The sequence below is a fragment of the Sphingopyxis sp. genome (genome assembly GCF_965279755.1).
Lineage (GTDB): Bacteria > Pseudomonadota > Alphaproteobacteria > Sphingomonadales > Sphingomonadaceae > Sphingopyxis.
On the sequence record NZ_OZ257261.1, the window covers coordinates 2,588,382 to 2,601,231 of the forward strand.

The 12,850-nt window shown below is 64.3% G+C and carries 11 protein-coding genes and 1 pseudogene; 5 read left to right on the forward strand and 7 right to left on the reverse strand.

Annotated features, from left to right (window positions below; all coding sequences use genetic code 11):
• Position 1 precedes the first annotated feature (1 nt).
• Complete coding sequence (locus tag ACQY80_RS12750; protein ID WP_428680183.1) at positions 2 to 946, reverse strand: NlpC/P60 family protein; 945 nt, start codon at positions 944 to 946, stop codon at positions 2 to 4.
• Positions 947 to 1,021: 75 nt separating this feature from the next.
• Positions 1,022 to 2,434: a leucyl aminopeptidase family protein gene (locus tag ACQY80_RS12755; RefSeq protein WP_428680186.1), complete on the reverse strand. Its 1,413-nt coding sequence runs from the start codon at positions 2,432 to 2,434 to the stop codon at positions 1,022 to 1,024.
• A gap of 87 nt (positions 2,435 to 2,521) precedes the next feature.
• Here ACQY80_RS12755 and ACQY80_RS12760 point away from each other — a divergent pair, with 87 nt between their 5' ends.
• Both ACQY80_RS12760 and ACQY80_RS12765 read left to right on the forward strand, forming a co-directional pair.
• Positions 2,522 to 3,310 carry a DUF4163 domain-containing protein gene (locus ACQY80_RS12760; protein WP_428680192.1) on the forward strand — a complete coding sequence of 263 codons (789 nt, stop codon included), beginning with the start codon at positions 2,522 to 2,524 and terminating at the stop codon, positions 3,308 to 3,310.
• A gap of 11 nt (positions 3,311 to 3,321) precedes the next feature.
• A pseudogene (locus ACQY80_RS12765) lies at positions 3,322 to 3,405 on the forward strand (DUF3008 family protein); the annotation flags it as partial.
• A 98-nt stretch (positions 3,406 to 3,503) separates the two neighbouring features.
• Here the strand turns inward: ACQY80_RS12765 and ACQY80_RS12770 are convergent.
• Positions 3,504 to 5,033, reverse strand: coding sequence for a flavin-containing monooxygenase (locus ACQY80_RS12770; protein ID WP_428680194.1), 1,530 nt, complete (start codon positions 5,031 to 5,033; stop codon positions 3,504 to 3,506).
• A 194-nt stretch (positions 5,034 to 5,227) separates the two neighbouring features.
• On the opposite strand from ACQY80_RS12770, the gene ACQY80_RS12775 reads away from it, so the two are divergent.
• Together ACQY80_RS12775 and ACQY80_RS12780 are read left to right on the forward strand one after the other, a co-directional pair.
• Entirely contained in the window at positions 5,228 to 6,352 is a 1,125-nt protein-coding gene (locus ACQY80_RS12775) for a DUF47 family protein (RefSeq protein WP_428680196.1), read from the forward strand.
• Between the two features lie 15 nt (positions 6,353 to 6,367).
• Positions 6,368 to 7,381 carry an anion permease gene (locus ACQY80_RS12780; protein ID WP_428680199.1) on the forward strand — a complete coding sequence of 338 codons (1,014 nt, stop codon included), beginning with the start codon at positions 6,368 to 6,370 and terminating at the stop codon, positions 7,379 to 7,381.
• On the opposite strand, the gene ACQY80_RS12785 is transcribed toward ACQY80_RS12780, so the two are convergent.
• Both ACQY80_RS12785 and rimO read right to left on the reverse strand, forming a co-directional pair.
• On the reverse strand, positions 7,382 to 8,863 hold the full coding sequence (locus ACQY80_RS12785; protein ID WP_428680201.1) for a DUF4403 family protein: 1,482 nt from the start codon (positions 8,861 to 8,863) through the stop codon (positions 7,382 to 7,384).
• A 67-nt stretch (positions 8,864 to 8,930) separates the two neighbouring features.
• Positions 8,931 to 10,301, reverse strand: coding sequence for a 30S ribosomal protein S12 methylthiotransferase RimO (gene rimO / locus ACQY80_RS12790; protein WP_428680204.1), 1,371 nt, complete (start codon positions 10,299 to 10,301; stop codon positions 8,931 to 8,933).
• Positions 10,302 to 10,396: 95 nt separating this feature from the next.
• On the opposite strand from rimO, the gene ACQY80_RS12795 reads away from it, so the two are divergent.
• Positions 10,397 to 10,723, forward strand: coding sequence for a DUF423 domain-containing protein (locus ACQY80_RS12795; protein WP_428680207.1), 327 nt, complete (start codon positions 10,397 to 10,399; stop codon positions 10,721 to 10,723).
• Here the strand turns inward: ACQY80_RS12795 and ACQY80_RS12800 are convergent.
• On the reverse strand, positions 10,720 to 11,775 hold the full coding sequence (locus ACQY80_RS12800) for a potassium channel family protein (protein ID WP_428680210.1): 1,056 nt from the start codon (positions 11,773 to 11,775) through the stop codon (positions 10,720 to 10,722). The genes ACQY80_RS12795 and ACQY80_RS12800 overlap by 4 nt on opposite strands.
• On the reverse strand, positions 11,772 to 12,842 hold the full coding sequence (locus ACQY80_RS12805; RefSeq protein WP_428680213.1) for a peptidoglycan DD-metalloendopeptidase family protein: 1,071 nt from the start codon (positions 12,840 to 12,842) through the stop codon (positions 11,772 to 11,774). The genes ACQY80_RS12800 and ACQY80_RS12805 overlap by 4 nt, the downstream gene beginning before the upstream one ends.
• Positions 12,843 to 12,850: the final 8 nt, after the last annotated feature.

The following is a 12,850-nucleotide window of genomic DNA, read 5'->3' on the forward strand; positions in this document are numbered from 1 at the left end:
TTTATCGCAGTCGTTTGGTGCCGCTGACGGGCACGTCATTGCCCTTCGCGGCCGACCGCTTCGCAACCTCGGCGAGCGGTTCGACGCGCACTTCCATCCACTGGCGGCTGGCGTGGATGATGTTCTGACTATCGGCCATGATACCGACATGACCCGGGAAGAAGACGAGGTCGCCGCGCGCCAGATCGGCGGGGGCGACATCCTTGTCGGGACCGAGCGCCGCGAGTTGCAGGTCGCTATCGCGCGGCAACTGGATGCCCGCCGAGGCCCAGGCAAGCTGGACGAGGCCCGAACAGTCGATGCCCTTCACGGTGCGGCCACCCCACAGATAGGGGGTGCCGACCATGCTCTCGGCAACCGCGGCAGGATCATCATGTTCGCGGCCGACCTCGATCAGCGCGGCCAGCGGCAGATAGCCGTGCGCGGTGTGGAGCCATTCGCCTTCGGCATTGCCCATCACCAGCGCGCCGCGCGGCAGCACCGCGGGGCCGCCGCTTGCGGCGTCGGGTTCCGAATGAAGCATCGCCTCGGTCATCTCGACGCGGTGCGTGGGCGCGATCGGCGCCGCAAGCGCATCGGCAGCGAGATAGCCGACATAATGATCGGCAAGGCAATAGCCCCAAGCCCAGCCGCCGGTGAGGTCGAGCAGGGCAAAGCCCTCGCCGAACAGCAGTTCGCTTGTCTGCTCGGCGTCGAGCGACGGCGACGCGCGCATGACGGCGGCAGGCAGCACGCCGCTCATCATCATCGGCGCGGCATAATGCGGAGCGAAATGGGTGCCTGCGACCGAGATATCGGCAAGGTCGGGGCGGATGGCGACGACACGCGGATCGAATGCCTGCGACGTGCCGCTCAGCCCGAAGCGGTCGCGGCCCTGACCGGCAACGCCGGGGCGCCCCATCCGCACGCGGTTTGCCGCTGAATTCTCACCACTATTCGCTGTCACTTGTCGTCCTGTAAGAAACCGCTTTCCGCGCCGGGCGGACAATCGCGGCGCATTAGACCAGCGGGCGCCGCTTTATCAAGGACGTTCACCCTTCCTGCGCCGGTCGTAACGCGTCTGCAGCATCGCCCACGCCGCACGCAGCCCGAGCGCCGCGCCACCCTTGGGGCGCCCGTGCTTCGCCGACGGACGCCACGCGAAAGTGTCGAAATGCGCCCAAGCGGTCCCATCGGGCACGAAGCGCTTCAGGAACAACGCTGCGGTGATCGATCCCGCAAAGGCCGAACTCCCCGCATTGCCCAGGTCGGCGATGTCGGTTTCGAGCAGGTCGGCATAGCCGTCCCACAGCGGCATCCGCCACAGCGGATCGTCACGGTCGGTGCCGCCCTTGAGCAGATCGTCGGCGAGCGCATCGTCATTGGCAAAAAGGGCAGGGAGGTCGGGGCCGAGTGCGACGCGCGCGGCGCCGGTGAGCGTCGCGAAATCGACGATCAGTTCGGGCTTGTCCTCGCCGGCCTTTGTCAGCGCATCGCCGAGCACAAGGCGGCCTTCGGCGTCGGTGTTGCCGATCTCGACGGTCAGCCCTTTGCGGCTTTTCAACACGTCGCCGGGACGGAAGGCATCGGCCGAGATCGCATTTTCCGCCGCTGCAACCAGACAGTGGAGACGCACCGGCAGCCCGCTCGCCATCACCAATTCGGCGAGCGCGAGGACATGCGCGGCCCCGCCCATGTCTTTCTTCATCAGGCGCATGCCCGACGCGGGCTTGATGTCCAGCCCGCCGCTGTCGAAGCTGATCCCCTTGCCGACAAGCGCAATGCGCGGATGGTCGTCCTTGCCCCAATCGATCTCGATCAGGCGCGGCGCATGATGTTTTGCGGCGGCGCGACCGACCGCGTGGATCATCGGATAACCCTGCTCCAGTGCTTCGCCCTTTGTGACGGTCAGCTTGCCGCCATGCGCCTTGGCGATGCGCTCGGCCGCATTCTCGATCGCCGCAGGCCCCATATCGGCAGCAGGCGTGTTGACGAGGTCGCGGACGAGCGCTGTCGCGCGCATTTCGGCGACGACGGGCGCGATCGCGCCGACTTCGGTCGTGAGCAACACGCGCGGGCCTTTTACGGCCGGGTTCGATTTATAGGCGTCGAAACGATATTGTGCGCTGAGCCATCCGAACAGCGCCTTGCCGGCCTGTCCGCCTTCGACGCGGTAGCGGCCCTCGGGCAGGATCAACGCGAGCTTCGCAAGGCACCATGCCGAAAGCTCCTCGGCCTTCGCAACCGTCGTCACCACCGCCCAGCGTTCGGGATCGTCGCCCGGCAGGATCGCGTGGACAAAGGCGTCGGGTTTGAACCCGACAGCGGACAGATGCGCGCGCTCGCGAGCGCTGCGACCCTTCAGCCATTCGTCATAGCTCTTCTTGTCGACGAGGTGGATGGTGCGGGCGTCCTGGCCCTGGTCGGGCTGGATCAGGTCGGAATAGTCGGTCATGCCGATGTGCTAGGCCGATGGGGAAACTTTGTCGATTCCCGGCGTTGTTGCGGCATGACCTACCGAACGCCCCTCACAATCCTTCCTGTGATCCTCCTCATCGCGGGTTGTTCCGACGACAAGCCGACCAAGGCGGAGAAGGCGGTCGCAGCGTCGGTTGCTGGCGCGCCGCCGAATGGTGCTGCGGACGAGGTCGCGAAAAATGCGCCGGCCTCCGACGTCCGCGAAAAGAGCGAGCTGATCGAGTTTGCCTATTCCTATCCGCGTGACGCGGCGCAAATTCCCGAACTGGCGAAGTTTCTGGACGGCGACCGGCAGGCGAAACGCGATGCGCTGGTCGCCGCAGCCGACCGGGACCGGGCGGCATCGGCGAAGGGCGATTTTCCCTATCATGCCCACAGTCATCTGCAGAAATGGCTCCGGGTCACGAGCACACCCCGCTTCCTCAGTCTGTCGGCAGAAATCGAAACCTATATGGGCGGTGCCCATGGCATGACGGGTTTCGACACATTGCTATGGGATCGCAACCGCCGCACCCGGCTGAAACCGGTCGACCTGTTCACCAGTCCCGAGGCATTCGACGCTGCGATCCACGACGATTTCTGCGTGCGGATCAAGCAGGCCAAAGCCGCGAAGGGAATTCAGATGACCGATGATCCGGATAGCCCCTTTTCGGCATGCCCTCCCGCGTCGGCACAAACCGTCTGGCTCGGGTCATCGGGCGGCCGCTATCTCGATCGCATGACGATCGCGATCGCCCCCTATGAGGTCGGGCCGTTTGCCGAGGGTAGTTACAAGATCAACGTGCCGGTGACAGCAGAGCTCGTGAAAGCCGTGAAGCCTGAATATCAGCGCGATTTCCTGCCCCTGAATTGAGGAGGCGAACGATGCCGGCCAAATCGAAGGCGCAGCAGAAAGCTGCGGGAGCAGCGCTCGGCGCCAAACGCGGCGACACCCCCAAGTCGAAACTCAGGGGTGCCTCGAAAGAGATGGCGGACAGCATGTCCGAAAGCAGCTCGCGGCGCTTGCCAAGGGTTCGACCAAGGGCAAGCCCGGGCACGTCGACTGATTATTCGGCCGCTTCGAGCTCCGCGACGGGCGCAGCCTTGGCGGCAGCGCTCGCATTGGTGAAGGTCAGCACGCCGTCGGCGATCAGGCCGGTCTTCATCTCTACCCGGTCGCCCAGATAATCCTGATTGAGCCGCCAGGGCAGCTTGTCGGCATTCTTCGGCATTATGTGGATCGAGCGCTGGATATAGCCCGACGAGAAGTCGAAGATATTCTCTTCGGTCAGGCTGGCCGGATCGGCGAGCGCCGGCGTGGCGATCGTCGTGTTCGATGCCTGCATGTGGTTGAGCACGCGGCACACATATTCGGCGACGATATCGGCGCGCAGCGTCCAGCTCGCATTGAGATATCCGAACACGGCCGAGAAGTTCGGCACGTTCGAAAACATGCACGCCTTGTAATAGAAGTGCTCGCTCCAATCGATCGTTTCGCCATCGACGCGCACCGGAATCTTGCCCGCCACGGCAAGCTTCAGGCCCGTCGCGGTGACGATGATGTCGGCATCGAGATGCTTGCCCGATTTCAGCTGGATGCCGGTCGCATCGAAACGCTCGATATGATCGGTCACGACCGACGCCTTGTCGGCTTTCATCGCCTCGAAGAAATCGCCGTCGGGAACCAGGCAAAGCCGCTGCTCCCAAGGATTGTAAGGCGGGGTGAAGGCCTCGGCATCATAGCGGTCGCCAAGCGCTTCCTGCACCTTCTTGCTCAGGAAATCCCTGAGCTTCTCGGGCTTTTCGCGCGCGCGCTTGAAAACGATGTCCTGCATCTTCACATTCTTGAAGCGCGTGATCTTGTACGCGAGCCCGTCGGGCAGAATCTTGCGCAGGAAATTGGCGATCCCGTCCTTCGCGGGACGGATCGCATACCAGGTCGGGGTGCGTTGCAGCATCGTGACATGCGCCGCGCCCTTGCCATCGCCCTTTTCGGTCATCGAGGGAACGATCGTTACCGCAGTCGCGCCCGACCCGATCACGACAACCTTCTTTCCCGAATAATCGAGATCCTTCGGCCAGAATTGCGGGTGGAGGATCTGGCCCTTGAAGTCCTCACGGCCCGCGAACTGGGCGTCGAAGGGCTCATCATAGTCATAATAACCCGAGCCAAGATACAGCCAGCGCGCGGTCGTCGTCGACTTCGCGCCCTTCTCGTCTTCCATCGTCACCGTCCAGCGCGCGGTCGTGCTGTCCCAGTCGGCGCCGACAACCTTGCTGTTGAAGCGGATCTTTTCGCGGATGCCGCGCTCGTCGACGATGCGGTTCAGATATTCGAGGATTGCGGGGCCGTCGGCGATCGACTTTTCATGCTTCCACGGCTCGAAGACAAAGCCCAGCGTGTGCATGTCGCTGTCGGAGCGGATGCCGGGATAGCGGAACAGGTCCCAGGTGCCGCCAAGGTCAGCGCGGCGCTCGGCAAGGCCGAAGCTGCGGCCCGGCGAATACATCTGGAGATGCACCGCCATGCCGATGCCCGAAATGCCTGCGCCGACGATCAATACATCCTGATCCACCGGGCTCGCCGTGCCTGCCATGATTTCGTCTCCCATTTATCTTTAAGGTGCAGCTTACGCACCGCGTTGCATTTTGCAATCGAATTGACGTTTACGGAAAGTGCCGCTGCGGCTATGGGACTTTGCGATTGTCACAATGTTGTCATTATGACGTCACCAATTTGCAATTTTGAACCGCTGCGTGGGGCGGGTAGCGGGAATATCAGTCAAATTTGATGCGACAGATCGCAGTTCTTCCCTATCGATTCGGCGGCACGGACAAGGACGGGCCGACCGAGATTCTCCTCGTCACCTCGCGCGGTACGGGCCGATGGGTCGTGCCCAAGGGCAACCCGCTGACCGGGCTCGACCGCCACGCGTCGGCGGCGATCGAGGCGGAGGAGGAGGCCGGCGTGCTCGGCGCGGTCTGCCCGACCTCGATCGGCAGCTATGAATATCGCAAGCGGCGCGCGAATGGCGCCGCGATCATGTATAATGTCGAGGTGTTCCCGCTCGCCGTGACGCGCGAACTCGACGAGTGGAAGGAAATGGACGAGCGCGAGCGGCGCTGGTTCACGCTCGATCAGGCCGCGTCGTCGGTCGACGAGCCCGATCTTCAGGCGATGATCCGTTCGTTCGGCGACCGCGGCTTTCGTGCCGCCGCGCAGCGTTCGGGTGTCGTCTTCAACGTTGCGGAAAAGACAGGGGTCAATCGCATGTTTGCCTGGTTCCAGCGCCTGCTTCCCAAGCAGGGCAATTTCTTCGAGCTGTTCGAAGCGCATGCCGCCACGCTTACCGCGGGCGCCGAAGCACTCGCGCGGATGCTGCAGGGCGGCGAGGGCATGGCCGACCATGTGCAGGAAATCATCGAGCGCGAGCATGACGCCGACGCGATCACGCGCGAAGTGCTCCAGACGGTGCGTCGCACCTTCCTGACCCCGTTCGACCGCAGCGCGATCACGGACCTGATCGCCTCGATGGACGATGCGATCGACGAGATGCAGAAAACCGCGGGTGCGGTCGACCTTTACGACGTCACGGAGTTCGAGCCCGAGATGCGAGACATTGCGGGCATCATCGTCGATGCCGCCCGGCTGACGGCAGAGGCGCTACCGCTGCTGCGGAACATCTCGGCGAATGGTGCACGCCTCCACGAGCTCACCGAACGGCTCGTCCGTATGGAGGGCCATGCCGACGACATTCACGCGGCGGGTCTCAAGCGCCTGTTCAAGGAGCATGGCGAGGCGAATCCGACGCGCTTCCTGATCGCGCGCGAACTATTCCGCCATCTCGAGCGCGTCACCGACAGCTTCGAGGATGTCGCGAACGAGATCGACGGCCTGGTCATCGACCACGCGTAAGCGGGGACATTTTCGATGCACGAACTCGCTTTTCCGCTCCTCGTCGCGCTGATCCTCCTCGCGCTGGCGTTCGACTTTCTGAACGGCCTGCACGATGCCGCGAACAGCATCGCGACCGTCGTCGCGACGCGGCTGCTGCGCCCGGTGCAGGCGGTGATCTTCGCCGCTTTCTTCAACTTCGCGGCCTATTTCCTCAGCCTTGCCTTTCCCGAGTTGCACAAGGTGGCCGAGACGATCGGCAAGGGGATCATCGACAAGGATCTGGTGACCCCCGCGGTGGTGTTTGGCGCGCTCGTAGGCGCGATGTTCTGGAACGTCGTGACCTGGCTGAAGGGCATTCCTTCCTCGTCGAGCCATGCCCTCGTCGGCGGTATCGTCGGCGCTGGTGTCGCGCATGCCGGGTTCGAGGGGATCGAGTGGACCGGGCTCAACAAGACGGTGCTCGCGATCTTCCTGTCGCCGATGCTCGGGATGCTGCTCGCGATGCTGGTGATGCTGCTCAGCAGTTGGGCGCTGCGCCGCGCGAGCGCAAAATTCGCCGAAAGCACGTTCCGGACGCTGCACCTTTTTTCGTCGGCCGCCTATTCGCTGAGCCACGGGCTCAACGATGCGCAGAAGACGATGGGGGTCATCACCGTCCTTCTCTATTCGACCGGCTATCTGACCGGTGAATTCCACGTCCCGCACTGGGTGGCGATCAGCTGCTATATCGCGATCGGTCTGGGCACCTTGTCGGGTGGCTGGAAGATTATCGAGACGATGGGAGGCCGGATCACCAAACTGTCGCACCATCAGGGCTTTGCGGCCTCGACCGGCGGTTCGATCGTGGTGTTCACCGCAAGCCTGCTCGGGATTCCGGTTTCGACGACGCACACGATCACCGGCAGCATTATCGGCGCCGGCGTTGCCCGCCGCGCGAGTGCGGTTCGCTGGGGCGTTGCGAGCAATGTCGTTGCGGCATGGTTCATCACCATCCCGGCCAGCGCGGTCGTTGCCGCCGCTTTTTACGCCATCACGCGGCTGTTCTGATCAACGCGTCGGCCGATAGTTTACGGTCGCTCCACCCGTCATCCTGACGGGCAGATACAGGCCGTTGCCATAAGCCGTGATCTCGCCGGTCTCAAACCCGTCGACATGGGTGCGGATCACAAACGCGCCTTCACGCCGCTGATCGACCGCGCGCCGGATCTTGCCCTTCAGTTTTTCAAGGTCGTTGGTGAAATTCTGGGTCAGCGCGTCGGCGATGAGCGGCGCGAAGCCTTCGCTTTGCCCGATCAGAATCAACAGGTCGCCGCCGACCCCGTCGGTGTCGCCGTTGACGATGATGTCGGTGAAGCGGACCTGCGCCGATCCCGGCTCGTTCACCGGGATCGCGGTCATCCAGATCGTGCCGCGCGTCGGTTCGCCGCTGCGCGCTTCCAGCTTCGCCTCAACATCGACCCCGACGGCGATCCGTCCGCCCGGCGAACCATAGATCGTCGATGGCCCGAACTTGACCATCATCGGTCCCAGCTTCGGCAGCACGAAGGGCCTCGTGGCACGCTTCGCCAGCGCGCGATCGACCACCGGTTGTAGTTGCGCATAGTCGGCGATCACAGGCACGCGGATATCGAGATGCGGGCGCGGGGTCTCGCGGATCAGCTTTGGCAGCGGGGTCGGCTTCGGATCGTCGGGGCGTTCGGAAACAAAAGTTTCGGTGACTCCTTCAATGCCGAGGTTGAGATTGAGCTTCTGCCCGTTCAGACGGTAGCCGCCATAGAGGATCCGCTGCGGCGTCACGCGCATCCAGACCGGCGGATTTTCGCGATTGAGCTCAAGCGAGGTGAAGCTTTGCCGCCAGATGTAGGCGGCCTGACTGCGCAGGTTGATCTTGCCGATCTCGCGGTTCACCTCGCGCTCGACGCCGGCGATCACGGGCGCCAGCTTGGCGTCAGCCTGATCGGTGAAGGTGATCCGCTTGCCGAGGAAATCGATCCCCGGTGCCTTGGTCCAGCCATAGCTGATCCGCGCCTTGCCCTGCATCCGCCAGTCGGACGTCAGGTCGATGCGGATGCGCGCATGGACCATCGCCGACCCCGTCGCCGTCTCGCCCTTCAGCACGCCGCCGACGTCGCGCGCGGCGACCGTTGCGCTGATCGGCATGTCGATGACGATCTCTTGTCCTTCGCCGCGGAATCGCAAGGCACCGCGCGTGACTTGGCCGACGATCGTGCAGGCTATCGGCGGGGTGACCTTGATCTTCCTGCCGAAAACCTTGACGCGTTGCGGCTTGACGCAGGCACGCTCACGCTGGTTGATGGTCCACAGCGTCTTGGGCACCGCACGTTCGAGTTGCGCCTTGAGCGGGCCAATGTCGGCGTCAATCGGCACCGCGATCAGCGACGTCTGAGAGGGATAGGGCGCCTTGTCGGTGGCATGGGGAGGCGCCTCGGCCCCGCCTTTGGCGGGATTGCAGCCTGCCAGAAGCACCGTCAAAACTATCGCCGCCGTCAATCCTTTGATCGCGCGCATGACCTCTTCCCCGTTGATGATCCTTTCCTACTATCAACGCGTTAAAGTCGTTCCCTGCTTTTTGCGATCAGGCGGCTACCACTCCGAACAGATCATGTTCGTCGGCGTCCTCGATTTCGACGTCGACGATGTCGCCGGGTTTCAGCGTTTCCGCGACGTCGCGAAGATAGACATGGCCGTCGATCTCGGGCGCGTCGGCCTGGCTGCGGCCGGTGGCGCCGATGCTGCCGTCTTCGTCCGCTTCACCGACTTCGTCGATGATCACGGGGAGCGTGCGGCCGATCTTGGCCTCCAGCTTGGCGGCGCTGATCGCGGCGGTTTTCGCCATTATGCGCTGATAGCGCTCTTCCTTGACCTCTTCGGGTACCTGATCGTCGAGCGCATTAGCCTGCGCGCCGGCGACGGGTTCAAAGCGGAAGGCGCCGACACGGTCGAGCTGCGCTTCGTCGAGCCAGTCGAGGAGATACTGGAAATCCGCTTCGGTTTCGCCGGGGAAGCCGACGACGAAGCTCGAACGGATAGAGATGTCGGGGGCGACCTGGCGCCAGCTTTTCAGCCGCTCGAGCACCTTCGCTTCGTTCGCGGGGCGCTTCATGCGCTTGAGGACGCTCGGTGCCGCGTGCTGGAAAGGGATATCGAGATAGGGCGTCAGCAGCCCTTCGGCCATCAGCGGGATCACCGCATCGACGTGCGGGTAGGGGTAGACATAGTGGAGGCGCACCCACGGGGCGCGGCCTTCGCTTGTGCGGAGCTGGCCCAGCTCGCGCGCGAGGTCGGTCATGTGTGCGCGCACCTCGCGGCCGTGCCACTGACGCGGGTCATGGCGTATATCCACGCCATAGGCCGAAGTATCCTGGCTGATGACCAGCAGTTCCTTGGTCCCGGCGGCAACGAGCTTTTCGGCCTCGCGCAGCACCGCGTCGATGCGGCGACTGACGAGTTTGCCGCGGAGGTCGGGGATGATGCAGAAGGAGCAGCTGTGGTTGCAGCCCTCGGAAATCTTCAGATAGCTGTAGTGGCGCGGGGTAAGCTTCAGCCCGCCCTCGGGGACAAGATCGATGAACGGACCCTGGGTGGGCGGTGCGGCGTCGTGGACGGCATCGACGACCTGCTCATATTGATGTGCGCCGGTGACCGCGAGCACGTTCGGGAAGCGGGCGCGGATGACCTCGGCCTCGTTGCCCATGCAGCCGGTGACGATGACGCGGCCATTCTCGGCCATCGCTTCGCCGATCGCTTCGAGGCTCTCTTCCTTCGCCGAGTCGAGGAAGCCGCAGGTGTTGACGAGCACGACGTCGGCGCCCGCATAGTCGGGCGACAGACCATAGCCGTCGGCGCGCAGCTTGGTGAGAATCCGTTCGCTGTCGACGAGCGCCTTCGGGCAGCCGAGCGACACCATGCCGACCTTCGGCTGGGTGGGGAGTGTTTTGACTGTCATGATTGGCGGCGCGCATAGGGCATTTTGCCCGGCTTGTCACGCGCCGCGCGCTGGCGCATGGATCGCTGCAACCCTGACAGGAAGGATGGCGGCAGATGATTGGAGTTTTCGCGGCGATTTCGGCGGCGATGGCCGTGGCGGCCGGCGCGTTCGGTGCGCATGGCGCGGCGGGGCCAACCGAAGCCGAATGGCTGCGCACCGGTGGTATCTATCAGCTGATCCATGCGGTTGCGGCGCTCGCGATCATGGGCTTCGCGCGCGGCCCGGCCATCACCTTGCTGGTCGGCGCGGCGATCTTTTCGGTGACGCTCTATGCAATGGCGCTCGGCGCGCCGAAGTGGTTCGGGGCGATCACGCCGGTCGGTGGCACCCTGCTGATTATCGGCTGGCTGTGGGCCGCCTGGCTTTACTGGCGCGCCTAATCGGCCTCGCAGGGCTCGCAGCGGATGACCTCGACGATCATGTCGCCGGGTTCGAGTTTCTGCACCTCGGGCTCCCAGAAGCCATAGGGCTTGCCACCGCGATAGACGCGCAGCCCGCGGCCGCCGCTCGCCAATTGGTCGAGGCTGCGTCCGATTTCCTCGGCGCTGATCGGGCGCTCGCGTAGCTGCACCTTGCCGCCGATCGCGGCGAGGTCGGCCATATAGTCGGCGACATGCTCGCCCTGCGCCGATCCCGCGAGCAGCAGGCCGGTGAAGCTGACCGGGTTGATGACATTGTTCGCGCCCGCCTGCCGTGCGAGCAACTCATTGTCCTGGGCGCGGATGACCACGCTGATCGGCACATTCGGCGCGAGGTGGCGCACGGTCAGCACGATCAGGATCGAGCTGTCGTCCCGGCCGGCCGAGACGAGAACCGACTGCGCTTCGCCGATCCGCACATCGACGAGCGTGTCGTCGTTCGACGCATCGCCTTCCATCACGTTGCAGCCGGCCGCTTCCGCCGCGTTGATCCTGTTTCGCGCCTGATCGATCACGACGATGCACGACGGGTCGGTGCCGCGCGCGATCAGTTCGCGCACGGCCTCGGCGCCACTGGTGCCATAACCGAGCACGACGATATGGTCGGTGAGTTTTGCCTGGATGCGGGCCATACGCCATTTTTCCCATGTGCGCTTGATGACGAAATTATAGGCGGTGCCGACGAAAATGAAGAGCACCATGATGCGGATCGGGGTCACGATTACCGCCTCGATCAACCGCGACCGGTCGGACACCGGCGCGATGTCGCCGAAGCCGGTGGTGGTGACCGAGATCATCGTGAAATAGACGACGTCGAGGAAGCTGATCTGCCCGTCGTGGCTGTCCTTCAGCCCCGCGCGATCGATCCAGTGAACCAGAACGACGATCGCGATCAGGAAAAAGGCGACGCTGAGCCGTGTAATGACGTCGGCCCATATCGGCCATTTGCTAGCGCGCTTCAGCAGATGGAGGCCGCTCTGGATCTGAAGCTTCGGGTTCGGTCTTTTGCTCATCGCGCAGGCAACTGCTTGAGCGGATCGACCGGCGTGCGGTTCTTGCGGAGCTGGAAATGGAGCTGCGGCGTCTGGACTTGCCCGGTCGCACCGGACAGGCCGATGACGTCGCCGGCCTTGACCGCCTGACCGCGCCGGACGTCGATCTGCCCGGCATGGCCATAGGCGCTGACCCAGCCGCTGCCATGGTCGATCAGGATCAGCCCGCCATAGACCGCAATCTGGTCGCCGGCATAGGCGACGATGCCATTCGCCGTGGCGTGGATCGGGGTGCCCTTGGGCGCCGCGATGTTGATCCCGTCATTGACCTTGCCGGGGGCGAGTGGGCCGAACCTGCCGATGACCTTGCCCGACAGCGGCCAGACGAAGCGGCCGGTGAAGGCGGCAGGGGTGGCGATGGCGGTGGTAACCGGTCGTCGCGGCGCGGCCGATGCCGCAGCGGGCGCACTGCTCGCGGCGAGGGCGGGCTGGCTGCCGGTCGCAATATCGTCGATGTCGAGCTTGAACGCGGCTGCGCGCGAGGCGACGTCGATGCTCGCCGGATGCTGCGGCCGCGCATGGGCGGGCAGGCGCAGGCGCTGGCCGACACGCAGGATATAGGGTTCGCTGAGCGCGTTGATCGTGATGACCTCCCCCCAATCGACCGCATAGGCACGCGCGATACCGATCCCGGTCTCACCCGCGCCGACGCGGTGGTAGAGGCCGGCAGGAATACGCAGCTGCTGCCCGGCACGCAATGTGTAGGGCGCGGCCAGATCATTCTCCATCGCGATTGCTTCGGAGCCGGCACCGCTCATCTCGCCGATCGAGCGCAGCGTATCGCCCGGACGAACCGTGTAGCTCGACGCGCTCACCTGTCGGGCATCGGTTGCGACCGATTTCAGCGTCCAGGTCGGGTGCGCGTCGCCGCCGACGACGTCGACCGACTGGCGTTCATAATCGGGTGCTGCCGGATAGCCCGTCGACTGCGGGGGAACAGGGCGCGGGGCAGGCGCGGTCGAGGCCGGAATGCATCCGGCCAGCGTGGCGCTGGAAACAAGCAGGAGAAAATATCTCGGCGGCCCCATGTCACCCC

What these genes read in the sequence shown, in the direction of transcription:
- ACQY80_RS12755 (WP_428680186.1), bottom strand. Translation starts at nt 2,434, where the DNA reads ATGACCGACTATTCCGACCTGATCCAGCCCGACCAGGGCCAGGACGCC.
- ACQY80_RS12770 (WP_428680194.1), bottom strand. Translation starts at nt 5,033, where the DNA reads ATGGCAGGCACGGCGAGCCCGGTGGATCAGGATGTATTGATCGTCGGC.
- ACQY80_RS12775 (WP_428680196.1), top strand. Translation starts at nt 5,228, where the DNA reads ATGCGACAGATCGCAGTTCTTCCCTATCGATTCGGCGGCACGGACAAG.
- ACQY80_RS12780 (WP_428680199.1), top strand. Translation starts at nt 6,368, where the DNA reads ATGCACGAACTCGCTTTTCCGCTCCTCGTCGCGCTGATCCTCCTCGCG.
- ACQY80_RS12785 (WP_428680201.1), bottom strand. Translation starts at nt 8,863, where the DNA reads ATGCGCGCGATCAAAGGATTGACGGCGGCGATAGTTTTGACGGTGCTT.
- rimO (WP_428680204.1), bottom strand. Translation starts at nt 10,301, where the DNA reads ATGACAGTCAAAACACTCCCCACCCAGCCGAAGGTCGGCATGGTGTCG.
- ACQY80_RS12795 (WP_428680207.1), top strand. Translation starts at nt 10,397, where the DNA reads ATGATTGGAGTTTTCGCGGCGATTTCGGCGGCGATGGCCGTGGCGGCC.
- ACQY80_RS12800 (WP_428680210.1), bottom strand. Translation starts at nt 11,775, where the DNA reads ATGAGCAAAAGACCGAACCCGAAGCTTCAGATCCAGAGCGGCCTCCAT.
- ACQY80_RS12805 (WP_428680213.1), bottom strand. Translation starts at nt 12,842, where the DNA reads ATGGGGCCGCCGAGATATTTTCTCCTGCTTGTTTCCAGCGCCACGCTG.